This is a genomic window from Janthinobacterium kochi (assembly GCF_051380715.1).
Taxonomy (GTDB): domain Bacteria; phylum Pseudomonadota; class Gammaproteobacteria; order Burkholderiales; family Burkholderiaceae_D; genus Janthinobacterium.
In genome coordinates this window covers 110707-131092 of the sequence record NZ_JBNYXO010000013.1, presented here as the reverse complement: position 1 = coordinate 131092, position 20386 = coordinate 110707, and the positions used below count along the sequence as shown (strand labels likewise).

The 20386-nt window shown below is 63.3% G+C and carries 25 protein-coding genes; 7 read left to right on the top strand and 18 right to left on the bottom strand.

Going from position 1 to position 20386, the window contains the following annotated elements; genetic code table 11:
- Nucleotides 1-12 precede the first annotated feature (12 nt).
- The 8 genes from ACQ4WL_RS23110 to ACQ4WL_RS23075 all read right to left on the bottom strand — a co-directional run bounded on the left by ACQ4WL_RS23110 (nucleotide 13) and on the right by ACQ4WL_RS23075 (nucleotide 6979).
- Nucleotides 13-342 (bottom strand): L-rhamnose mutarotase, encoded by a 330-nt coding sequence (locus ACQ4WL_RS23110; protein WP_436511847.1) that lies wholly within the window; start codon nucleotides 340-342, stop codon nucleotides 13-15.
- The gene (locus ACQ4WL_RS23105; protein ID WP_436511846.1) at nucleotides 339-1181 is read right to left on the bottom strand and encodes an amidohydrolase family protein; all 843 of its coding nucleotides are present in this window, start codon (nucleotides 1179-1181) and stop codon (nucleotides 339-341) included. Before ACQ4WL_RS23105 ends, ACQ4WL_RS23110 begins: the two co-directional genes overlap by 4 nt.
- Entirely contained in the window at nucleotides 1178-2197 is a 1020-nt protein-coding gene (locus tag ACQ4WL_RS23100; RefSeq protein WP_436511845.1) for an aldo/keto reductase, read from the bottom strand. Before ACQ4WL_RS23100 ends, ACQ4WL_RS23105 begins: the two co-directional genes overlap by 4 nt.
- A 20-nt stretch (nucleotides 2198-2217) precedes the next feature.
- Entirely contained in the window at nucleotides 2218-3441 is a 1224-nt protein-coding gene (locus tag ACQ4WL_RS23095; protein ID WP_436511844.1) for a UxaA family hydrolase, read from the bottom strand.
- Complete coding sequence (locus tag ACQ4WL_RS23090) at nucleotides 3438-3773, bottom strand: UxaA family hydrolase (protein WP_436511843.1); 336 nt, start codon at nucleotides 3771-3773, stop codon at nucleotides 3438-3440. The genes ACQ4WL_RS23095 and ACQ4WL_RS23090 overlap by 4 nt, the downstream gene beginning before the upstream one ends.
- Nucleotides 3774-3798: 25 nt before the next feature.
- The gene (locus ACQ4WL_RS23085) at nucleotides 3799-4716 is read right to left on the bottom strand and encodes a GntR family transcriptional regulator (RefSeq protein WP_436511842.1); all 918 of its coding nucleotides are present in this window, start codon (nucleotides 4714-4716) and stop codon (nucleotides 3799-3801) included.
- Nucleotides 4717-4830: 114 nt separating this feature from the next.
- Nucleotides 4831-5967: a mannitol dehydrogenase family protein gene (locus ACQ4WL_RS23080; protein WP_436511841.1), complete on the bottom strand. Its 1137-nt coding sequence runs from the start codon at nucleotides 5965-5967 to the stop codon at nucleotides 4831-4833.
- A gap of 1 nt (nucleotide 5968) precedes the next feature.
- Nucleotides 5969-6979, bottom strand: coding sequence for a zinc-binding alcohol dehydrogenase family protein (locus tag ACQ4WL_RS23075; protein ID WP_436511867.1), 1011 nt, complete (start codon nucleotides 6977-6979; stop codon nucleotides 5969-5971).
- A 338-nt stretch (nucleotides 6980-7317) separates the two neighbouring features.
- Between ACQ4WL_RS23075 and ACQ4WL_RS23070 the strand changes: the two genes are divergently transcribed.
- The gene (locus ACQ4WL_RS23070) at nucleotides 7318-8352 is read left to right on the top strand and encodes a MerR family transcriptional regulator (protein WP_436511840.1); all 1035 of its coding nucleotides are present in this window, start codon (nucleotides 7318-7320) and stop codon (nucleotides 8350-8352) included.
- Between the two features lie 66 nt (nucleotides 8353-8418).
- On the top strand, nucleotides 8419-9498 hold the full coding sequence (locus ACQ4WL_RS23065) for a hypothetical protein (RefSeq protein WP_436511839.1): 1080 nt from the start codon (nucleotides 8419-8421) through the stop codon (nucleotides 9496-9498).
- Here ACQ4WL_RS23065 and ACQ4WL_RS23060 read toward each other — a convergent pair.
- Both ACQ4WL_RS23060 and ACQ4WL_RS23055 read right to left on the bottom strand, forming a co-directional pair.
- Nucleotides 9473-10690 carry a D-amino acid dehydrogenase gene (locus ACQ4WL_RS23060; protein WP_436511838.1) on the bottom strand — a complete coding sequence of 406 codons (1218 nt, stop codon included), beginning with the start codon at nucleotides 10688-10690 and terminating at the stop codon, nucleotides 9473-9475. The two genes, ACQ4WL_RS23065 and ACQ4WL_RS23060, sit on opposite strands and share 26 nt — an antisense overlap.
- Nucleotides 10687-11139: a winged helix-turn-helix transcriptional regulator gene (locus ACQ4WL_RS23055; RefSeq protein ID WP_436511837.1), complete on the bottom strand. Its 453-nt coding sequence runs from the start codon at nucleotides 11137-11139 to the stop codon at nucleotides 10687-10689. Before ACQ4WL_RS23055 ends, ACQ4WL_RS23060 begins: the two co-directional genes overlap by 4 nt.
- A gap of 91 nt (nucleotides 11140-11230) precedes the next feature.
- Between ACQ4WL_RS23055 and ACQ4WL_RS23050 the strand changes: the two genes are divergently transcribed.
- The gene (locus ACQ4WL_RS23050; protein WP_436511836.1) at nucleotides 11231-12421 is read left to right on the top strand and encodes an MFS transporter; all 1191 of its coding nucleotides are present in this window, start codon (nucleotides 11231-11233) and stop codon (nucleotides 12419-12421) included.
- Here ACQ4WL_RS23050 and ACQ4WL_RS23045 read toward each other — a convergent pair.
- The 4 genes from ACQ4WL_RS23045 to ACQ4WL_RS23030 all read right to left on the bottom strand — a co-directional run bounded on the left by ACQ4WL_RS23045 (nucleotide 12418) and on the right by ACQ4WL_RS23030 (nucleotide 15833).
- Entirely contained in the window at nucleotides 12418-13113 is a 696-nt protein-coding gene (locus tag ACQ4WL_RS23045; RefSeq protein ID WP_092798371.1) for a Crp/Fnr family transcriptional regulator, read from the bottom strand. The genes ACQ4WL_RS23050 and ACQ4WL_RS23045 overlap by 4 nt on opposite strands.
- A gap of 155 nt (nucleotides 13114-13268) precedes the next feature.
- Nucleotides 13269-13916 (bottom strand): response regulator, encoded by a 648-nt coding sequence (locus tag ACQ4WL_RS23040; protein WP_436511835.1) that lies wholly within the window; start codon nucleotides 13914-13916, stop codon nucleotides 13269-13271.
- Between the two features lie 38 nt (nucleotides 13917-13954).
- Nucleotides 13955-15187, bottom strand: a complete 1233-nt coding sequence (locus ACQ4WL_RS23035; RefSeq protein ID WP_436511834.1) for a GAF domain-containing sensor histidine kinase — start codon at nucleotides 15185-15187, stop codon at nucleotides 13955-13957.
- Nucleotides 15188-15251: 64 nt separating this feature from the next.
- Nucleotides 15252-15833 (bottom strand): DJ-1/PfpI family protein, encoded by a 582-nt coding sequence (locus ACQ4WL_RS23030; RefSeq protein ID WP_219133238.1) that lies wholly within the window; start codon nucleotides 15831-15833, stop codon nucleotides 15252-15254.
- 171 nt (nucleotides 15834-16004) lie between these two features.
- Here ACQ4WL_RS23030 and ACQ4WL_RS23025 point away from each other — a divergent pair, with 171 nt between their 5' ends.
- Nucleotides 16005-16319: a hypothetical protein gene (locus tag ACQ4WL_RS23025; RefSeq protein WP_436511833.1), complete on the top strand. Its 315-nt coding sequence runs from the start codon at nucleotides 16005-16007 to the stop codon at nucleotides 16317-16319.
- A gap of 110 nt (nucleotides 16320-16429) precedes the next feature.
- A complete protein-coding gene (locus tag ACQ4WL_RS23020; protein ID WP_436511832.1) occupies nucleotides 16430-16729 on the top strand; it encodes an antibiotic biosynthesis monooxygenase family protein in 300 nt (99 codons plus the stop codon).
- Nucleotides 16730-16782: 53 nt separating this feature from the next.
- On the opposite strand, the gene pncB is transcribed toward ACQ4WL_RS23020, so the two are convergent.
- Together pncB and ACQ4WL_RS23010 are read right to left on the bottom strand one after the other, a co-directional pair.
- Nucleotides 16783-17973 (bottom strand): nicotinate phosphoribosyltransferase, encoded by a 1191-nt coding sequence (gene pncB, locus ACQ4WL_RS23015; RefSeq protein ID WP_436511831.1) that lies wholly within the window; start codon nucleotides 17971-17973, stop codon nucleotides 16783-16785.
- A 77-nt stretch (nucleotides 17974-18050) separates the two neighbouring features.
- Nucleotides 18051-18914, bottom strand: a complete 864-nt coding sequence (locus tag ACQ4WL_RS23010) for a cysteine hydrolase family protein (protein ID WP_436511830.1) — start codon at nucleotides 18912-18914, stop codon at nucleotides 18051-18053.
- Between the two features lie 71 nt (nucleotides 18915-18985).
- Here ACQ4WL_RS23010 and ACQ4WL_RS23005 point away from each other — a divergent pair, with 71 nt between their 5' ends.
- A complete protein-coding gene (locus ACQ4WL_RS23005) occupies nucleotides 18986-19225 on the top strand; it encodes a TIGR02450 family Trp-rich protein (RefSeq protein ID WP_436511829.1) in 240 nt (79 codons plus the stop codon).
- On the opposite strand, the gene ACQ4WL_RS23000 is transcribed toward ACQ4WL_RS23005, so the two are convergent.
- On the bottom strand, nucleotides 19207-19461 hold the full coding sequence (locus ACQ4WL_RS23000; protein WP_436511828.1) for a hypothetical protein: 255 nt from the start codon (nucleotides 19459-19461) through the stop codon (nucleotides 19207-19209). The two genes, ACQ4WL_RS23005 and ACQ4WL_RS23000, sit on opposite strands and share 19 nt — an antisense overlap.
- A 135-nt stretch (nucleotides 19462-19596) precedes the next feature.
- Between ACQ4WL_RS23000 and ACQ4WL_RS22995 the strand changes: the two genes are divergently transcribed.
- Complete coding sequence (locus ACQ4WL_RS22995) at nucleotides 19597-19791, top strand: hypothetical protein (RefSeq protein WP_436511827.1); 195 nt, start codon at nucleotides 19597-19599, stop codon at nucleotides 19789-19791.
- 17 nt (nucleotides 19792-19808) lie between these two features.
- On the opposite strand, the gene ACQ4WL_RS22990 is transcribed toward ACQ4WL_RS22995, so the two are convergent.
- Nucleotides 19809-20300 carry a nuclear transport factor 2 family protein gene (locus ACQ4WL_RS22990; protein ID WP_436511826.1) on the bottom strand — a complete coding sequence of 164 codons (492 nt, stop codon included), beginning with the start codon at nucleotides 20298-20300 and terminating at the stop codon, nucleotides 19809-19811.
- Between the last annotated feature and the right edge of the window lie 86 nt (nucleotides 20301-20386).

Genomic DNA, 20386 nt, shown 5'->3' with positions numbered 1-20386 from the left:
CCCGGATTTTTGCTAACTCACGTGGAAGACCTGTTCCATCATCGCCCAATGCTCGCCCTCGGCGCGTGAGGCCAGGGGCAGCTGGCATGGGGCGCAAAAAGTCCACCAGCGCTGCGTTTCCGGGTCATCGGCAATGGCCGCCATGTCGGCTTCAAAATCCTCGCCGTGGTATTCCCAGTAGCCGAACAGCAGGTTTTCCGGCTCGCGCAGGAAGATCGAGTAATTGCTGACATGCGCGGCCGCCAGCCTTGCCAGCACCTGCGGCCAGACGGCGGCGTGCAGGGTTTTGTATTCAGCGATGCGCTCCGGCGCGATACCGATGACCATGCCCATTCTTTTCATGGCGTCTCCTGGCTGATGCCGTAAAAGCGCAGTGCGTTGAGTCCGAAAATATCGTTCCTGTCCTGCTGGCCCAGGTGCGCCAGCAGCGCTAGGCTGGCGGCCAGCCACGCCGCATAGCCGCCGGCCAGGTCCACCACAGGCCAGTCGCTGCCCCAGATCACGCGCCGGGGGCCGAATACGTCCAGCACGTGCCGTACGTAGGGCTGCAAATCGTCCACACGCCATGCGGACCGCGCTTCCGTCACCAGCCCGGACAGCTTGCAGTGCACGTTCGGCAGCGCGGCCAGTTGCGCCATATCTTCGCCCCAGGTGCCGAAGGCGGCATCGGCTATCGGCGGCTTGGCCGCATGGTCGATCACGATGGGAAGCAGCGGATAGTCGCGCGCGCAATGCAGCAGCGCGGGCAAGTGACGCGGCAGCACCAGCGCGTCCAGCCGCAAGCCGTGTTCCACCATGGCCCTCAAAGCCGGCGCCAGTACGGGATTGACGATCCACCGATCGTCATCGAGGTCCTGCAGCATGGGCCGCAAGCCCTTGAGCGTGCCGTTCGACGCCAGGCGCGCTATCGCCGCCGGTGCGTCAGGTGCCAGCAAATCTGTCCAACCCACGACGGCGCGAATGAAGCTGCTTTTTTCGGCGAGCGCCAGCAGCCAGTGCGTATCGTCTTCGAACGGCAGGGACTGCACCAGCACAGTGCCGGCGATGCCGTGCGCAGCCAGCAAGGGCGCCAGGTCGGCAGGCGCAAAATCGCGGTGGATGGCGGCCAAGGACGGCGGCGGCCAGCTGCCGGCACGCGCGGCCAGCTGCCAGAAGTGCTGGTGGGCGTCGATGCGCATCATGCGGTCACTCCCGCAGGCAGCGGCGCGCGCGCATCGAGCAAGTCCGCGTCCCGCAGCGCCAGCCACAGGGCGTCGGGCAGCGGCGTGGCAAACCAGTTCAGGTTTTGCCGCAGCTGGGCCAGGTCCTGGCCACCCGGGATGCAGGAAGCGACGGCAGGATGGGCGAGCGGAAACTGCAGTGCCGCAGCCTGCAAGGGCACGCCGAATTCACGGCAGACGGCATCGAGGCGCGCCACGCGCTTGAGTATCGCGGCTGGCGCATCGGCGTAATTGAATTTTCCGTTTCCGGCCAGCACGCCCGAGTTGAACGGGCCGCCGATCACGATGGCGTTGCCGCGTTCCACGCACAGGTCCAGCAATGGCGACAGCGAGGCCTGTTCCAGCAAGGTGTAGCGGCCGGCCAGCAGGGTGCAATCGAGATCGAATTCCGCCATCGCCCGCAGCACGGCCTCGCATTCGTTGACGCCCAGGCCCACGGCTTTCACCTGGCCGCTGGCGCGCAGTTCATCGAGGGCGCGAAAGCCGCCACCGGTCGTCAGCTGGCGCCAGTAGTGCTGATCGTGTTCGCCATGCGTGACCTTGCCGATATCGTGCACGAACAGGATGTCGATACGCTCCAGTCCCAGTCGCTGCAGGCTGTCGTCGTGTGAACGCAGCACACCGTCATACGTGTAGTCGTAGTGGGGGCGGAACGGCAGCGGTGCGGCAAAGCCGTCGTCGCCAGGGCACACGGAGGCGTCGGGCCGCATCAGCCGTCCCACCTTGGTGCTGACAACAAAATGATTGCGGGGCCGCTCGCGCAGCGCCGCGCCCAGCCGGTGTTCGGACTGGGTATAGCCATAGAACGGCGCCGTGTCGAAGAAACGCACGCCGGCATCCCAGGCGCCATCGAGCGTGGCGCGCGCCTGCGCGTCGCTGACCGGCTGGTACAAGCCGCCCAGCGGCGCGCAGCCCATGCCGATGCAGGGCAGCGACAAGCCGCCGCGCGGCAGGGTACGGCGTCGCGCGGTATCCATGCCATCCATCGCCGTGGCCCTCATGCTGCGCGCAGCGGGAAGCAGCCTGGCCCCACCGCGTCGAATTGTTTATAGGTCAGCACGAATTCCTGGTGGCCCAGGTCTTCCGAGCGGCTCAGTTCTCCATTGGCCACGTTCAGCACGGCGGCGACAATCTCGGCGCCCACTTCTTCCAGGGTGGCTACGCCCGTGAGGATCTTGCCGGCGTTGATATCCATGTCGTCAGCCAGGCGCTCGAAGGTTTGCGGATTGGCGCACACCTTGATGACGGGCGAAATCGCCGAGCCCACCACGGAGCCGCGGCCCGTGGTAAACAAGGTGATGTGGGCACCGCAGGAAATGAGTTCGACGATTTCCGCGTTGTCCGAGACGTTCGGGAAACCGAAGCGCGGTTCGCCGTCCGGCACCACGTCGAGCAGATACAGGCCCCCGCCGGCAGGCTGGTCGCCCGGTTTCAGAATGCCGACGATGGGCGAGGAACCGCTCTTGGCGTAGGCGCCCAGCGACTTTTCTTCCTGCGTAGTCAGGCCGCCATCAGCGTTCCCCGGCGAGAAGCTGCCATGGCCCATGATGGTGTAGTAGCGGGCCGCCTTGGCCACGGTTTCGACGATGGCATTGCCCAGTTCCGGGCTGACGGCGCGCCGCTGCATGTGGTATTCGCAGCCCACCAGTTCGCCCGTCTCTTCGAAGATGCAAGGGCTGCCAGCCGCGATCAGGGTGTCGAAGGCGATGCCAACGGCCGGATTGGCGCTGATGCCGCTGGTACTGTCGGAGCCGCCGCAGATGGTGGCGACGACCAGTTCAGCTATCCCCATCGGCACGCGCTCTTGCTGCGCCAGGTGTTCCAGCGCCCAGCTGATCCACTCGACGCCGCTGCTCACGCTGGGGCGCGTGCCGCTGTTTTCCTGGATGGTAATTGTATGGACGGGACGATCGCTGTCGGCCACGGCGCTGGAGAGGCCATATTTGTTGAAACCTTCGCAGCCCAAGGAGACCAGCAGCACGGCGCCCACATTAGGGTGCGTCAGCAGGCGGCGCATCACCTGGTCCGCGTACTCGTTGGGGAAGCAGCCCGTAAAGCCGATCAGGTGCACGGGCTGGCCGGGAAAGGCGTTGACCATCAGGCGCGCCACGTGGTGCGCGCATTCGACCATATAGGCCACCACCACGATATTGCGGATGCCCTTGCGGCCATCGGCGCGCAGGTAGCCCGACAGGGCGGGTCTCGTTACGGGAGCGTTCATGCTTGGTCGTCCTTGTCCAGGAAATGGTGGCCGTCCTGGCCCAGGGTAAACGTGGGGATGTAATCGCTTGCCAGGTTGTGCGTATGGATATGCTCGCCGATGGCGACGGGAGCCGTGATGCTGCCGATCAGGGCGCCATAGCGCAGCACCTTGTCGCCCACGGCCAGCGCGCGGCGCGCCACCTTGTGGCCGATCAGGATATTTTGCGTCAGGGTGACGGGCTGGCCATCGATGGCGACGACGTCGCCGCAGGCCAATGCTGTCCTGGCGATCAGGCAGTTATCCTCGGGCGACATCAGGAGCAGGCTGGCAGGCCGGGAAGCGAGGCTCATGGCGCAACCTCCCCGGCAAAGACGGCTAGGCGCCTGGCTGGCTCAGTTTTTCGCGCGTGCCGATCGAGGACAGCATGGTGCTGCGCGAGGAATCGAGGTGCGAGCGCATGGCCTCGAGTGCTTTCGGTATATCGTGCTCCGCCAGCGCGTGCAAGATCGCCAGGTGCTCTTGCACCGCATACTGGTTGCGGCCCTTTTCCTCGCCCTTGTCCCACTGGTAGTGATAGTGGAAGACAAACGAGACGATATCGTAAAAGCCCTGCGCGAAGCGGTTGTTCAAGAGGCCGATCAAAAAGGTATGGAACTCGCGGTCCAGCGCCGGAAACGCATTGTGGCGCGTGGCTATCCTGGCCGCCAGCTTCTCGTGCTGCTTGATCAGCCGCGCCAGTTCCGCATACGCCGGATCGCCATGCGGTAGGTGCGCAAACTGCTCCACGGCCGCCATCTCGAACATGCGCCGCATGTCCGCCAGTTCGGTCGCGAACGAGCGGTCGAACGCGCACAGGCGCCAGCCGCCGCGCGGCTTCTTTTCGATCAGGCCGAAGCGCGAAAAGCCGATCAAAAATTCGCGCACGCTGACGGTACTGGCGCCCGCCTCGCGCGCCAGCTCCGCTTCCGAGAATTCCGCGCCGGGCGGCATGTCGCGCTGGTACACGCGTTCCATCAGCACTTGCTGGATGCGCTCGGCCCCCGACTGCAATTCGGAGATATCGAAGTAGTCGCCCGGTATCGGCTTCCTCAGCAAGCGCCGGTCCGCCGGGCTGGCGATCAGCCGCCGCGTCGACAGATAGGCGATCGCGCTGCGGATCGCCGTGCGGCTGCCCTGGCAGATGGTGGTCAGGAACTGCTCCGTCGGCAGCATCTCGCCCACTGCGACATTCTCGGCGAGAAATTGCAACAGCAGATTGGTGCTGCGCTTGAAGACGGTGGCGGGTTTGGACATGGATGAATGAACGCGCTATGCCAGCGAAAGGGAAAGTGGATGAGTGGGCCATTTTAGTCGATATCGGATTGGATCGGCATGCCGAAAAAGAAACAACTGCGGTGAGCGGGGCGTTCACGGCTGCGCTCCCGGCGCCAGCATGGCGCGCAGCCGCGGCTGCGCCAAGGCGGGACAGAGCTGCTGCGCCAGCGCCGCCACGGGCGCCATGCGGCGCTCGATTTTTCCGGCGTGGTGCTGGGCAATGTCGGCCAGGCGGTGCGCGAGGAAGGGATTGCCGAAGCGTTCCCTGACCTGCGCCACATAGGCTTGGGCAGCATCACCGTGCGGCGCTCCCATGGCGGCAAACACGGGCAGCACTTCCTCACGCCACAAGGCTTCCAGCGCGGCGCGCATGGCGCCGTCGTGCATCGCCTCGCGCACCGTCATGCCGGCCGGGCTGCCCCGTTCCATCCACAGCTGCGCCAGATAAGTGTGGCCCAGGTTAAGCAGGAACAGTTTGCGCTGTTCATACTCGCGCAGGCTGCCCGTCACCACCAGTTGCGGGTGGCGGCACGGCAGCAGCATGCCTTCCTGCGCCTCGATGGCCCACAGGGCATAGGGTTCGGCCACCGCGCCTATCGGGTCGATCGGTTCGGAGACGATGCGGTCGACCAGGGAATTGATCCACAGGCAGCCCGTTTCCAGATAGGCGATGGCGTCTGGCGAGAGCTGCCACTGCCGCGCCAATGTCACGATCAGCTGGCGCAGCACGCTTCCGTTGTCCGCCACCAGTTCGCAAGGGAAAATCGAGATGGGCGCGGCGCCAGCCAGGAAGCGCCCGTGCAGCAGCACCAGCAGCTTGGCGGGAAAGCTGGCGGGAACGGCCGCGCCATCGAGCATGCCGGCATGGTCGGATGCATCCAACTGGTAACCCGTGTCGCCTGTATTCGAGACGATCACGCGCGCGGCCACGGCCGCATCGCGCACCTGCCGCCAGTCGCTGCCGGCTTGCCACGCTTGCGTGACGACGTGGACACGGCGCTCTTCATCGACTTGCGCGCCGTCCTGCCAGCCGCGGACGCGCACGGGATAGCCGCCGCTGCGGCGAAACGCCGCCACGCGCGCCGCGCCCTGCGCGCTGCCGGTCGTTTGCACGATGGTGATATGGCCCAGCGCCTGGCCGGCTTCTGCCGCTTCGCTGACGAACAGATCGGCGTGCGCCTGCAGGAAGCGGCTGGTGCCAAATTGAAGGATGGGGTTGGAATGCGCCATCTCAGACCTCGACGATGGCCTTGATGACGCCCGCCTCGGGCTGCATCCAGCGATCGAGCACGCCGGTAAATTCGTCGAGCGTGGTGCGGTGGGTATTGAGCAGCGCGGTCGGCACCAGGCCTGCCTTCATGGCCGCCACCACTTCCTCGAAATCGTCGACGGTGGCGTTACGGCTGCCCAGCAAGGTCGTTTCGCGCTTGTGGAATTCAGGGTCGGAAAAGGACAGGCGGTCGCGCACGATGGACACCAGCACATAGGATCCGCCGTGGGCGACAAAATCCAGGCCCCGCTCCATGGCGGCGATATTGCCGGTGGCGTCAAAGACCACGTCGAAAAATTCGCCGCCGGTGGCCTCCGACAACTGCTCCTTGTCGCCCTCGCCCAGCGCCACCGTGCGGGCGATGCCGAGCGCCTCGCGGCAGAACTGCAGGCGGTCGGCGCGGCCATCGAGCACCGTCACGTCGGCGCCTTTCAACGAGGCGAACAGCATCACGGCCATGCCGATCGGGCCGGCGCCCACCACCAGCACGCGCTTGGCCGCATCGACCGCGCCGCGCTTGACGGCATGCGCGCCGATGGCGAGAAATTCGATCATGGCCGCGTCGTCGAGCGAGATGCCTTCGGTCTTGAAGACAAAGCGCTCGGGCAGCGCCAGGTATTCGGTCATGCCGCCGTCGCGGTGCACGCCCAGCACTTCGATGCGGGTGCAGCAGTTGGTCTTGCCCTGGCGGCAGGCCACGCAGCTGCCACACGACAGGTAGGGCATCACGTAGACCTGGTCGCCCACGGCCAGGCGCGAGCCGACTGGCGCGCGGTCGATATGGCCGGACAATTCATGGCCCATCACGCGCGGATAGCTGAGGAAAGGCTGGGTGCCACGGAAGATGTGCATGTCGGTGCCGCAGATGCCGACGCGGCGTATGCGCAGCAGCACTTCGCCATCGCCGGGCACGGGCACGGGGCGCTGCTCCATGCGCAAACTGCCGGGTGTATCGCAAACGATACTTTTCATCATGGTCGTCTCTCTCGCCGCCGGCTCTTGCCGGCGGCATATTATATTTAACGTACAAACCAACTGTGAAAAAAATCCGTCTGCGCGGATTGTCTTTCCAGCCCTGCCAAGGGCGCATTTTGCTGCGCCGCACAACGATTATTCCGTCCTGGCACCTGGCCCTAACTCCGTATTTTTGCTGAAGCTGCCATTCGGTTTTATAAATATACCGTACAAAAAAATGAAGGTCAACGGATTCTTTTTCCGGTTTTTTCAGGTCCTCTGCTACATTCCTGCTTGACCCTGACGTAGCGTCAGGCGCCATCGTGGTGGCACGCACTGAAGACAAGGAGAAGACGATGCTGTTGAAAATCGGTGAACTGGCCAGGCTCACGGGCCTGACCATCCGCACCCTGCACCACTACGACAGCATCGGCCTGCTCTCGCCTTCGGCGCGCACACCCGCTGGCTACCGCCTGTACCAGCACGGCGACATGGACCGGCTGCACCGGATCATGGCGCTGCGCAAGTTCGGGCTGTCGCTGGCCGATATTGCCAACGCACTCGCCGGCCCGGATCTTCCTTTGCATTCCATCGTGGCGCGGCAGATCGCCATGCTGGAGCGCCAGATCGCGCAGGCGTCCACCCTGCGTGTACGACTGTGCAGCTTGCAGGCGCAACTGGCGCAAGGGCAGGCGCCGGAACTGGCCGAGTGGCTCACCACGATGGAGTTGATGACCATGTACGACAAATACTTTAGCCTTGAAGAACTGCAACAAATGCCGCTGTTGTCGGACGCAGCCGTGGAACAGGAGTGGAAGGCACTGGTGGCAAGCGTGCGCGCCGTCAAGGACGCGGGCGCCGGCGCCGATGATGCCCAAGCGCAAGCGCTGGCCACGCAATGGATGGTCAAGCTGGTGCGCGACACGGGCGCCCACCCTGGCCTGTTCGCGCGCCTGAACAGCATGCACGCGCAGGAACCTTCCATGCAAGCGACGACCAGCATCGATGCGGACTTGATGCAATTCATCATCGCCGCCTTCAATGCCTCGCGCATTGCGCTGTATCGCCCTTTCCTCGATGCGCAGGAATATGCGCACCTGGCCGCCAACTACGGCAAGCGTTCGGACGAATGGCCAGCCCTGATCGCCGCCTTGCGCGCCGCCATCGATGCGCGCACGCCGCCCACCGACCCGGCCGTGCTGCAACTGGCGCGGCAGTGGCTGGAGCTGTTCCGTTCGTATGCAGGCACAAACCCCGCCACGCAGCTGAAATTTCGCCAGGCGCACCAGCAGGAACCGCGCCTGATGGAAGGCAGCTTTGTCGATGGGGCCATGCTGCAATACCTGGGTGCGGCGATGGCCGTGGTGGCGCAGGAGCGTCCCAGAACATAGTTGACGTGTGGCATCTCGTGGGCGGGCGCATGTAGAATCGGCCTTCGCCCACGAGAGGACCAACCGATGCGCCGCTTTCTGCTTGCTTGCCTGACCCTGCCCGCCCTAAATGCCGCCATAGCGGCCGAGCCACCCGTGCAAGGGGTGTGGCAGGGCACTCTGGGCAAGGCCAATATCGTGGCCTGCTTCAACCAGCCCAGCCCCACGCAAGGATCTGACCGCAGCGGCAATTACTACTACACGCGCTACAAGACGCCCATCATGCTGGCCATGCCCAACGGCAAGAGCGACTGGAGCGAATCCGATGCCAAGGGCGATACCACGGGCACGTGGAAACTCAATGCACCGCAGGGTGGCAAGCTCATCGGCACTTGGACGGAGCCGAAAAGCGGCAAGACCCTGCCCTTGGCCTTGACCATGCTGGAAGCGGCGGGCGACCGCGAACATCCGTCCTGCGCCAGTGACGCCTACAACCTGGCGCTGGAAGACTTCCCCGGCACCAAGGTCAGCAAACCCATCGCCTTCGAAGGCAAGCAATACCGCAACCTGCAAGTGGGCGACACCATCACGGTGGAATTGATGGCGCCTGGCGATGGCGTGGCGAAAATCAACACGCAACTGCGCGCCGTGCTGGCCAAGAACAAAAAGGATCTGGCCGATTTCTATGCCACGCGCCGCGAATATCTGGGCCGCAGCGGTTTCACGACGGAAGACGAAGTGTATGCGGAGCCGACCTACTGGTCGCCGCGCTGGGTGACGATCAAGTTTTACCGCTGGCCGGCCGGCTATGGCGCCAGCGGCATCTCCATCCGGTTCCGCACCTGGGACGTGAAAATGGGCCAGGAAACGGACGTGTGGAACTGGTTTGGCGCCAGCGCCAGCGATGGCGACGACAAGGCCGAATTGCCGGACCGCCTGCGCCAGGCCCTCTTCAAGAATGTGACAATCGACGCCGAGTGCAAGGACACGGATTACGACGGCCGCGGCCGCTTCCACCTGTCATTGAAGTCGGAAGGCGTGTCGTTCTGGGAAGACTCCAACGGCAGCGGCTGCGAAAACGATTTTTTACTACCCTACAGCAAGGTTGGCCCCTTCCTCACCGTCAAGGGCCGCGCCGCGCTCAGCGATTTGCTGCCGAAGAACTAACCACCACCTCTGCGACCATCTCCGCCGTCGCGGCCGCCAGGGTCCAGCCCAGGTGGCCGTGGCCCGTGTTGTAGTACACGCCAGGGGCCTTGCCCGGCCCCACTTTCGGCAGCATGGCGGGCAGCATGGGACGCAAGCCCGCCCACGGGATCACCTTGCGCGTATTGATGCCGGGAAAACACTGCTCCACCCACTGCAATAGCGGGCGGATGCGGTCGGCACGAATGTCATGGTTGACGCCATTGAATTCTGCCGTGCCCGCCACGCGCAGCCGGTCTTCGCCCAGCCGGCTGCTGACCAGCTTGGTGGCATCGTCAAGCAGGCTGACCTTGGGCGCCGCCGCCCGGCTGGCGGCGTCATCGAGCTGCACGGTGATCGAATAGCCTTTCACGGGATACACATTCACATGGTCGCCCAGGGATGCTGCCATGGCGCGGCTGGCCGTGCCCGCGCAGATGACGACGGCGTCGAACACGGTGCTATCCCGCCCTGTCGTGACGCGCACCTTGCCGTGTTCGCGCACCAGCGCGGTAACTTCCTGGCCATAGCGGCATGTCACGCCCAAACGGGCGCAGGCGTCGGCCAGGCCGCTTGTGAATTTGTGGATGTCGCCCGTGGAATCGCTGTCCGTGTAGTAGCCGCCGTAAAAGTCGCCCTGCAAGCTCGGTTCGATGGCGCGCATTTCCGCCAAGCTCACGGCACGCCGCTGCAAGCCGCCCTTGGCCAGCAGGCGCGATACGCCGGCCGCCCGCTCGAAGCCGCGCTGGTCCCGATACACGTGCAGGATGCCGGCGCGGCGGTGATCGAAAGCGATATTTTCTGCTTGCGCCCACGCAAACAAGTGTTCGCGCGCGGCGATCGCCATGCGCGCCGTGGCGATGGTGTTGCGCTCGTAGTCCGGCATGGCGGCAAGAAATTGTGCAAACCAGCTCAGCTTGTGCCAACTGGGCCAGGGATGGAGCAGCAACGGTGCATCGCGCCGCGCCATCCATTTCAGCGCGTTCCATATCGTCGCCTTGTGGTTCCACACTTCCGCGTGCGAGGCCGACAATTGCCCGCCATTCGCATACGACGTTTCCATGGCCGCGTAGCGGTGGCGCTCGATCAGGGTGACATTGACGCCCCGCTTGGCCAGCGCATAAGCGGTCGTGACGCCCGTGATGCCGGCACCGAGCACGGCCACGCGCGTCATTGCGGCAACACCTTATGCACGACGGTATCGTCCGCCTGCAACACGCGGCCGTCTAGCGCCAGCACGTCCATCCGGCGCACGGGCAAGCCTGAACCGCGCTGCAGCAAGGTGGAGTGCGCCTCGCCTTGCTCGAACAATTGCGCCTCGCTCCACTGGCGCAAGCCGACCACGACGGGGAACAGGCCCAGCCCCTTGGCCGTCAGCACGTATTCCTGGTACGCCGTGCCGTCCGAGGCGGGCGCGACCGTAAAAATGCCCTCTTCCACCAAAGTGTGCAGGCGGTCGGCGAGGATGTTCTTCGCCACGCCCAGGCTTTTCTGGAATTCCCCAAACCGGCGCATGCCGTCGAAGGCGTCGCGCACGATCAAGAGCGACCAGCGCTCGCCGATCACGTCGAGCGCGCGCGCCACGGGACAGGGGTCGGTTTTCAGGCTCTTGCGCTTGGCCACGGGCATGCTCCAGGATTGAGTGGTTGCATTTTAAAACTTCTCGGCGTAGACTCCAACTGGTTTTAATTTAAAACCACTTACCCACAAACCCATGCGCGACACCAACCCTCCCATCACGACAGCACTTCCCCCTTCCCTCGTCTGGCTGTATGCCTGCGCGGCCGGCCTCAGCGTGGCCAATGTGTATTACGCCCAACCCTTGCTGGCCACCCTGGCGCACGAATTCGGCATGACGGACGCCGCCAGCGGCATGGTCATCACGGCCACGCAGCTCGGCTGCGCGCTGGCCCTGCTGCTGCTGGTTCCCCTGGGCGACATGCTGAACCGGCGCCGCCTGACCCTGTTCCAGCTGGGCTTGCTGGCCCTCACCCTGGCGGCGCTGGGCTGCGTCCGTTCCACGGCTGCCTTGCTGGGTGGCATGCTGCTGGTGGGCTTGCTGGGCACGGCCATGACGCAGGGCTTGATCGCCTACGCGGCCAGTGCGGCGGCCAGCCACGAGCGGGGCCGGTTCGTCGGCATGGCGCAGGGTGGCGTGGTGATCGGCTTGCTGCTGGCGCGCACCCTGTCCGGCGTGGTGGCCGATCTCGCCGACTGGCGCGCCGTGTATTTTGTCTCGGCGGCCATGGCTTGTGCCCTGCTGTTGCTGCTGTGGCGCAAGCTGCCGCCCGCGCAGGCATCCAATCAGAAGCTGGCCTACGGCGCCCTGCTCGCCTCGATGCTGGACATGCTGCTGCACAACAAGGTGCTGCGCGTGCGCGGCATGCTGGCCCTGCTGATGTTTGCCGTCTTCAATATTTTCTGGAGTGCCCTGGTGCTGCCCTTGACGGCGCAAGGCTATAGCCATGCAGCCATCGGCGCCTTCGGCCTGGTGGGCGTGATCGGCGCGCTGGGCGCGGCGCGGGCCGGTGCGCTGGCCGACAAGGGCCGGGCACAGTGGACGACGGGCGCGGCCCTGCTGTTGCTGCTGGCCGCGTGGCTGCCGCTCGGCTTTGCCGGCACGGCCCTGTGGCCCCTGGTCGTCGGCATCATCGCGCTGGACCTGGCCGGCCAGGCTATCCACGTAACCAACCAGAGCCTGATCTTCAGGCAGGACAGCGACGCGCACAGCCGCCTGGTGGCGTGCTATATGCTGTTTTATGCGGTGGGAAGCGGTGTCGGAGCGATTGCCGCCACCAGCGTGTATGCGCTGGCGGGCTGGCATGGGGTATGCGCGCTGGGCGCGGCGGTCAGCTTGCTCGCCCTGTTGTTCTGGCGGCTGACCTTGCCTACTGAAAAAGCTTAGTTCAAGAGCGCCGTGGCGGAACCATGGCGGTAGGTTTTCAAGGCATCGGGCTGGATCTGGATCAGCGAACCGCTGACTTTAATCAAATGCAAGTCCGTCAACTGGTGCAGCACGCGCGACAGGGTGGCGGGCGCCAGGTTCAGGAACGATGCCAGCAGACTTTTCTTCAGGTCCAGCTTGACCTCGTTCGAACGCTGCTGGTCCGACGCCTGCAGCAGGTACTCGACCACGCGCTGGGTGGCATTCTGCACGGAGCAGCGTTCCACGTTGCGAATAAAACCCATCAGGTGGTGCGACAGGCTGTTCATCATCTGGCGCGCGATACGCGGCGACTGATCCAGCAGGCGCAGCAGCGCGTGCGGCGGGATGCGCAGCAGCAGGCAGTGCTCGAGCGCTTCGGCGCAGAACGGGTACGGTTCATCGAGGAAAATCATGGCTTCGCCGAAGCTTTGGCCCGGGCGGATCAGTTCCAGTACCTTATCGGTACCTTCCATGGAAAACACGCTCAGCTTGACGAGGCCGAAGACCACCACATAGGCGCCTTCCGCCACTTCGCCCTTGCGGAACAGCACTTTGCCTTTTTCCACTTCGACACGCACGACATCCTGGCGCAATTGCTCTAATTGCGAAGGGGAAATATGGCGGAACAGAGCCTGGCTCGATAGCAAGCCATCGACGTTGACCTTATGCATGACACTCTCTTATTAGATTAGCGAATGACTAAGAGTGTAATGCGCAGGCACGGTCAAGGCCATACGTCAAAGGAACTAGGGTTGTCTAGGCCGGAACGCCATGCAGATCAAACAATCGCGCATTCCTTGGGATTTATTTGCGCTTTGCTTGATCTTTATTTGCCGAGTTCGCGCTCGACCGCATACACAGCGATCTGCACACGGCTGCTGAGCTTAAGCTTTTTGAGGATGTTTTGCACGTGGATTTTCACCGTGCTTTCGGCCACGTCCAGCTGGCGCGCGATTTCCTTGTTGCTCTGGCCACGCGCCAGGCACGCCATGGCTTCGCGTTCGCGCGGCGTCAGTTTGTCGTAGTCGGCCTGGGGCGCGTTCTGTCCCGCGCGAAATTGCGACACCAGCTTGGCCGTCATGGCGTCGGCGATCACGGATTCGCCGGCGGCGGCGCGGCAGATGGCCTGGCCCAGCTGCTCGGCTTCTATATTTTTCAGCAAGTAGCCGCGTGCACCAGCGCGCAGAGCCGCGCCCAGGTCGGCCGCGTTTTCCGATACAGTCAGCATCAGCACCACCATCTGCGGCATGTCCTGCAAGATCAGCTGCAGCGCTTCCACACCGTTCACGCCGGGCATGTTCAAGTCCATCAGCACCACATCGGGCTGCAGTTCGGCCGTCAGGCGCACGCCGTCGAGTCCGTTCGATGCCTCGCCCACCACCTGGAATAGAGGATTGCGCTGCAGCAGCAGCTTGACGCCGCTGCGCAGCAAGGTGTGGTCGTCGACCAGCAGGATTTTGATTGGAGCGTTCACGTATTTGTATCTTCTAACTGGTAGGAATGAATCGTCTGTTACGCCGCCTGGCGCCGGGCTGCCGGCAAGGCCAGCGAGATCGTCGTGCCGCCGCCGGGCGTGCTATCGATGGCAAATTGCGCACCCAGCCGCTCGGCTCTTTCCTGCATGATACGCAAACCGATCTGCAATTCCGTTTTCTTGTCGCGCAGGTTGGCGGCGAAGCCTTCGCCATCGTCGCGCACCTGCAGCGCAAAATCGCGCCCGTTTACCACGCGCAGGGCCACGTTGCTCGCCTGCGCGTGCTTGCGGATATTCGACAGCGCTTCCTGCACGATGAACAGGATCTGCAGCTGCTGCTCCGGCGCCAGCGGCGCGCCGTTGCCGCTCATGTCCAGGGTGCCGACGACGCCCGTCTGCAGCTCGAACTTGGCCAGCACTTCGCTGAGCTTGCTTTCCAGGTCGCTGCCATGCCAGCGCGTGCGGAAATTGACCAGCAATTCGCGCACATCCTGGTAGCTTTGTTCGACGCCCATGCGCATCAGCGGCAGCACTTCGGCCGCTTCGTCGAGCTGGCCCCGGCGCACGGAATCGTCGAGCATCTGTACTTGCAGGCTGATGAAGTTCAAGCTTTGCGCGATGCTGTCATGCAAGCCTTCGGCCAGCAGGCTGCGTTCGCGCGCGACGGCAAATTCCTTCTCGCGCGCGATCAGGCGCTGGTTTTCGATGGCGATGCCCAGGCTCTGGCCCAGCGTTTCCAGCCAGCCCTGCTGCTGCGCATGCACGGCTTGCGGGCCCGCAAAGTGCAGCGAAAAACTGCCCACCACCTGCTCGCGCGCGAGGATGGGAAAGACGGCGATGGCAACAAAACCTTCGTCCTGGCAGCGGAAGCGCTGCAGCGCTTCGACCTGGCGGAAATCGCGGATCTGGATCACGCCCTGCGCCACGGCAGCGCCGCACAGACAATCGTTGTTGCGGATGCAATGCTCTTCTTCCACCATGGCGTCCGAAATGCCCTCATGCACGATGATGTGCACGGTATCGTGCTGCGGATCGAGGATGCGCACGGTGCCGCCTTCGGCCTGCGCAAATTGCATCACATGATGCAGGAAGCCACGGCATAGCGCATCGATGGCGTGCTGGCCTGCCAGCAGGGTGGAAATCTCATGCAGGGTGGCCAGCTGGCGTTCCTGCGCGGCGCTCAGGCCCGATTCGGCTTGCGCCAGGCGGCGCTGGCGCCAGCGCGACGCTGGAAGTTGTTTGCGGGAAGGTTGACTGCGCGGCGCATGCATGAAGAACTCGAATCTGAAAAGTGGTGCGCCCGGCAAGCGCTGCGGCCTGCCGGGCTGATGAAGGTTACAAATGGATCTCGGTACCGAGCAGCTTGACGAACTGCGCCAGCCAGGCCGGATGCGCGGGCCAGGCGGGCGCCGTGACGAACTGGCCATCGGTGACGGCGTCCGTGACGGCGATGTCGGCATACGTGCCGCCCGCCAGTTTCACTTCCGGCGCACAGGCGGGATAGGCGGAAATGCGCTTGCCGCGGATGACATCGGCGGCGGCCAGCAATTGCGCGCCGTGGCAGACGGCCGCGACAGGCTTGCCCGCGTCGGCGAAATGGCGCACGGCGGCGATGACTTTCTCGTTCAGGCGCAGGTATTCTGGCGCGCGGCCGCCGGCGATCATCACGGCGTCATAGTCGGCCGGATCGATCTCGTCGAAGCTGGCGTTCAGGGTGAACAAATGACCCGGCTTTTCCGTGTAGGTCTGGTCGCCCTCGAAATCGTGGATGGCCGTCTTGATCGTCTCGCCGCTTTTCTTGCCAGGACAAACGGCATGCACGGTATGGCCCAGCATCAGCAAGGCCTGGAACGGCACCATCGTTTCATAATCTTCTGCAAAATCGCCGGTCAAAAACAGAATTTTCTTCGCTGCCATTTAGTTCTCCTATGAAAGATTGATACCACAAGGCGTATCTTAGCGCGACTTCGCAGCCATACTGGATATTTATCAAACTTTCGCGCCTTGATCGATGATTTTACAGGCTGCGACAGAATTATTTACAGGCTGGCAGGTCAAATTCGGACACCCCTACTGGAAAGCCTGGCCATGAACACCTCCACCAGCCCCCTTGTTTCGCCTGCCCTGATCCGCATCTTCGACCAGCTTGGCGATGCGCAACTGGCCCGCAACGCCCTGCTGGAGCAGGGTTTCCCCGCGCACGCAGTCGAGCTCGACACGGTTGATGACGAGGCCGTCCCCGTGCAGGGCAAGGCGACGTGGCGCGGCATGTTCCGCCTTGTCGTCGCCGTGCACCAGGCCGGGGACAGCGAACGGGCCGCCGCCATCGCGCAGGCGCATGGCGGCAGCGACATCGAACAGCGCACGGCCAGTCACGCGGGCAGCAAGCGATGGCAAGGGTGATGGCAAGGCGGATGGTAGCGTACAAGCGGTCGCGCACTGGGCGCGGCCCTCCCGTGCGCGGCCAAATTATGGCAAGATCAAGCTTCCTTCATTCCTCAGTGGAACTTGTCATGATTTTTGAAATTGCCCACATCCAGATCAAATCGGCCACGCACGCTGCCTTCGAGGCGGCCGTGACGAAAGCCGTGCCCCTGTTCCAGCGCGCGCGCGGCTGCGAGTCGATGCGCCTGGAGCGCTCGATCGAAAATGGCGATGCCTACCGCCTGGTGGTCGGCTGGACGACGCTGGAAGACCATACCGTGCATTTCCGCGGCAGCGACGACTTCCAGGCCTGGCGCGGCCTCGTCGGCGAATTTTTCGCCGCGCCGCCCCAGGTCGAGCACATGAGCACGGTGGTGACGGGCTTCTGACGGGCTTTTAATACAGGCTGGCAGCACGGGTGGTGAACGCCCGCGCCGGCACCTTATGCGGCAGGATGGTGAAACACTTGCCGCAAATATGCGAGGAAGGTTTCATCCTTGCACAGGGTCTTGCCCGGCGAATCCGACAATTTCGCCACCGACTGGCCATTGCAGCGCACCAGTTTCATGACGATGTTGAGCGGCGTCAAACCCACGTCGTTGGTCAGATTGGTGCCGATGCCAAAGCCCGTCATGATGCGGTCGGCAAAGTGCTGGTACAGGGCAAATGCCTTGTCCAGGTCCAGGCCGTCGGAAAACACCAGGCGCTTGGTATTGGCGTCGATGCGCAGGGCCGCATAGTGGGCCAGTGCCTTCTCGCCCCACTCGACGGGGTCACCCGAATCGTGGCGCAAGCCGTCGAACAGCTTGGCGAAATACAGGTCGAAGTCGGCCAAAAAGGCATCCATGCCCACCACGTCGGTCAGGGCAATGCCCAGGTCGCCACGGTATTCCTGCACCCAGTCTTCCAGTGCCGCCTTTTGAAAGTCGCGCAGGCGTACGCCGAACGACTGGAACGACTGCATGTATTCATGCGCCATGGTACCGATTGGCACGATACCGAGCTTTTTCGCCAGATACACATTCGACGTGCCCTTGAAATAGTCGGGCACGTCGCGCGCCAGCCGTTGCACCACTTCGTCGTGCCAGGCGCCGGAAAAACGCCGGCGCACGCCGAAATCGGAGAATTCAAATGGATGCTTGCGCTGCGGCAGCTTGCCGAATTCCTTGACGGCTTCCACTTTCAAGCCCAGGCGGTGGCGCCCTTCGCGCATGGCCGCATCGAGGTCGAAGCGGCGGAAATACAGTTCGTTGATGATGTACAGCACGAAAATCTCGAAGCCCATCACGTGCACTTGCGGCCCGGCCGCGTGCACCAGCAAGGTGTCGCCATCCGTGCTGACGTCGATGAATTTGCGCTGGAAGCGAAACACCGTCAAAAAGTCGACGAAATCACTCTTCATGAAGCGCAACGTGCGCAAATAAGCCAGCTCGTCGTCGGCAAACGACATCGAGCACAGGTGGTCGAGCTGTTCTTCCAGCTCGACCTTCAGCTCGGCCAGGGGAAAGGCGGTGGCATTGCGGCAGACAAATTCGTATTCGGTATGGGTATTCGGATGACCGTGCAGCAATGCTTGCCACATTGTAAATTTATACAGATCGGTTTCCAGCAAACTGCGCACTATCGGGGTCATGTGTGTTTTCTCCAACTTCCTGAAGCCAGAATAGTACGCCACTGCAAGCATTTCAGCAGCGCACGCTCGACAGTGGCTCAGGCAGCCGCGTTGGCCAACAATTCGGGCAAGACGTCGGCGCAGGTAGCCAGCCGCACGCCGCGCTCTTGCATGGCGGCCAGGAAGTCGCGCTGCTGTGCTGCAAAACCCGTGACGGGGCTCATGCAATCCGTCAGCAGCACCAGCCGCGCCAGGGCCGCCTTGCCTTGCTGCGCCTCCAGATAATCGGCGATGTGCTCGGTGCTGGCTTTTACGCAATGGCTGCCCGCTTCGCCGGTGACATAAATCTGCTGCGCCGGCAGCAGGGTAGCGAGGAAATCCAGGTTCAGCTGGGTGGCCGCATCCTGCGCATCGGGCACTTCCGCCATGACGGCCGAGTAATGCTCGGTCCACGGGTTGGAACCCTTGCTCAGCTTGGCCACTACTTGCAGGTTGGCCACCTCCCAGGCGTTATAGGCGGCGCGCACGGCCGCGTGGATATTCTGCCCCCAGCTGCCGATCTCGCAATGCACGGGCCACACCATCAATTGATAGCGCCCCGCTTGCTGCAAGGCATCGAGGTAGGCCAGTGCGCGCGGCAAGGCGTCGCTGGCAGCGGGCAGGAACAGGCGGTCGCGCACCTGCTGCGCACTGATCTGCGTAAACGGCGCAACGGGGCCGCCATCGCCCGTGCGCCAGAAGGCGGGGTGGGCGATGTCGTAGCGGTGGTGGGCGTCGAGCGTCACGCTGATCTGCGTCAAGCCGCCGCCCCCTTCACGGATCAGCTGCGCCACGCGCAGCATGTCGGCGTGGGCGCCGGGCACGGGCAGGGCCGGCGCTGCATCCTGCGGCAGCCAGGCGGGAGGTAAATCGCAAAAATCGTTTTGCGGATCGATGACAAGCAGGTGCAACTGGCGTTTCATGGCGTTCCTCGTGCGTGGCGGGTATTGCATGATAATGGCAACATCACCATCACGCCAATCCGGGAGCCGCCATGAACCTTCTAAAGCGCAACAACGTACGTCCGAACAAATTACTCAACAGCAAGTGGACGGCCGTCACGCCTGCCAACAAGGAAAAACACTTCCTCGTCATCAAGCTATGCGCAACGGCCACGCCCGATGAGCCCGTCACACACGTAGAGCTGGAAGCCGTGCATTCCGGCCGCGTGCAAATCCTGCCATGGCGCGCGCTGCAGGATGCGGCGCAATGGCATCAGGGGTGGAAGACATAGCGGCGCCGGCGCCGCTCGACCAGCTTGACGGCCACCTCGCCCGCTTCCGCCTTGGCGTCCGCTTCCGTTGCAAACTGGTGGTCGGCCGACACCCGGCGCTTGTGCAGCAGATTCACCCGGTGCATGGGGTTGGGCGAAGGGGCATAGATGGCGACGTAGGCGCCCCATAGCTTGCAGCCCCGCAAACGCTCTGCCGTGTAATTCACTTCATAAAAATCAACATACTTTATCGGCACGATGTGCGCTCCAAAATGACATGGCCGGACAGCTTGTCTCTAAGGACTGACGCGGTGAGGGTAAAACCATGCGCTCGCGATTGCTCTGGATACTCAATTGAGCTCTCTTTTTATCACGCGGCACAGGAGAAAAAGATGAATGACTACATCATCTGCATGCATGACGACACACAAGCATCTGCTTGCACCGGCCAGGCCGGTGCAGCCACACTTGTCAGGCTATCTACTGTGCAAGCTGAAAGTATAGACGATGCGAAAAAATTCTTGCTGGGCAACCCTGTACTGAACGCAGGTGGCACGGTGGAAATCCGCGAGTTGCCGCGCAATTGACGCGGCATGGCTGGCGCCTATTTGCCCGCCTCGGCGGCGGGATGCATGGACCAGACGACGCTGAGGATTTTCCATTGACCGTCGCGCTTGACCATCTGCCACGCTTCCACGCCATAGTTCGACAATTTGTCGCCGACGAGAAACTCATAGTCGAAGTTGACCCACGCCACATGGCGGTCCTGGGTAATCTTGACGTTGTAGAATTTTTCTTCCGTGCGCTGCGGTTCGCGCTTGATGAAGTTGGCGAATGCGACATAGCCGCCCACCGCGACGCCGTCGAAGTGGACATCCGTCGTATCGCGCATTTTCTTGATGAAACCGTCGTCGGCCGGTGCGGCGAACAGTATGTTTGTGTGCAACATCAGCGACGACAACAGCTTGACATCCTTGGCGATCAGGGCCGCCTGGAAGTCGGCGACGACTTTTTCGATGGCGCCGATATCGTCGGGCGTGGAGGCGTGGCGCCCCACGTGGGGCGGCGCCACTGGCGCAGTTTGCGCTTGCGCCATGCCCGCTGAAAACAGGGAACATCCGAACAATATTGCGCTTGCCAACTTGTGCATGGGGGACTTTCATGGCGAACCGCTCGCCGGGC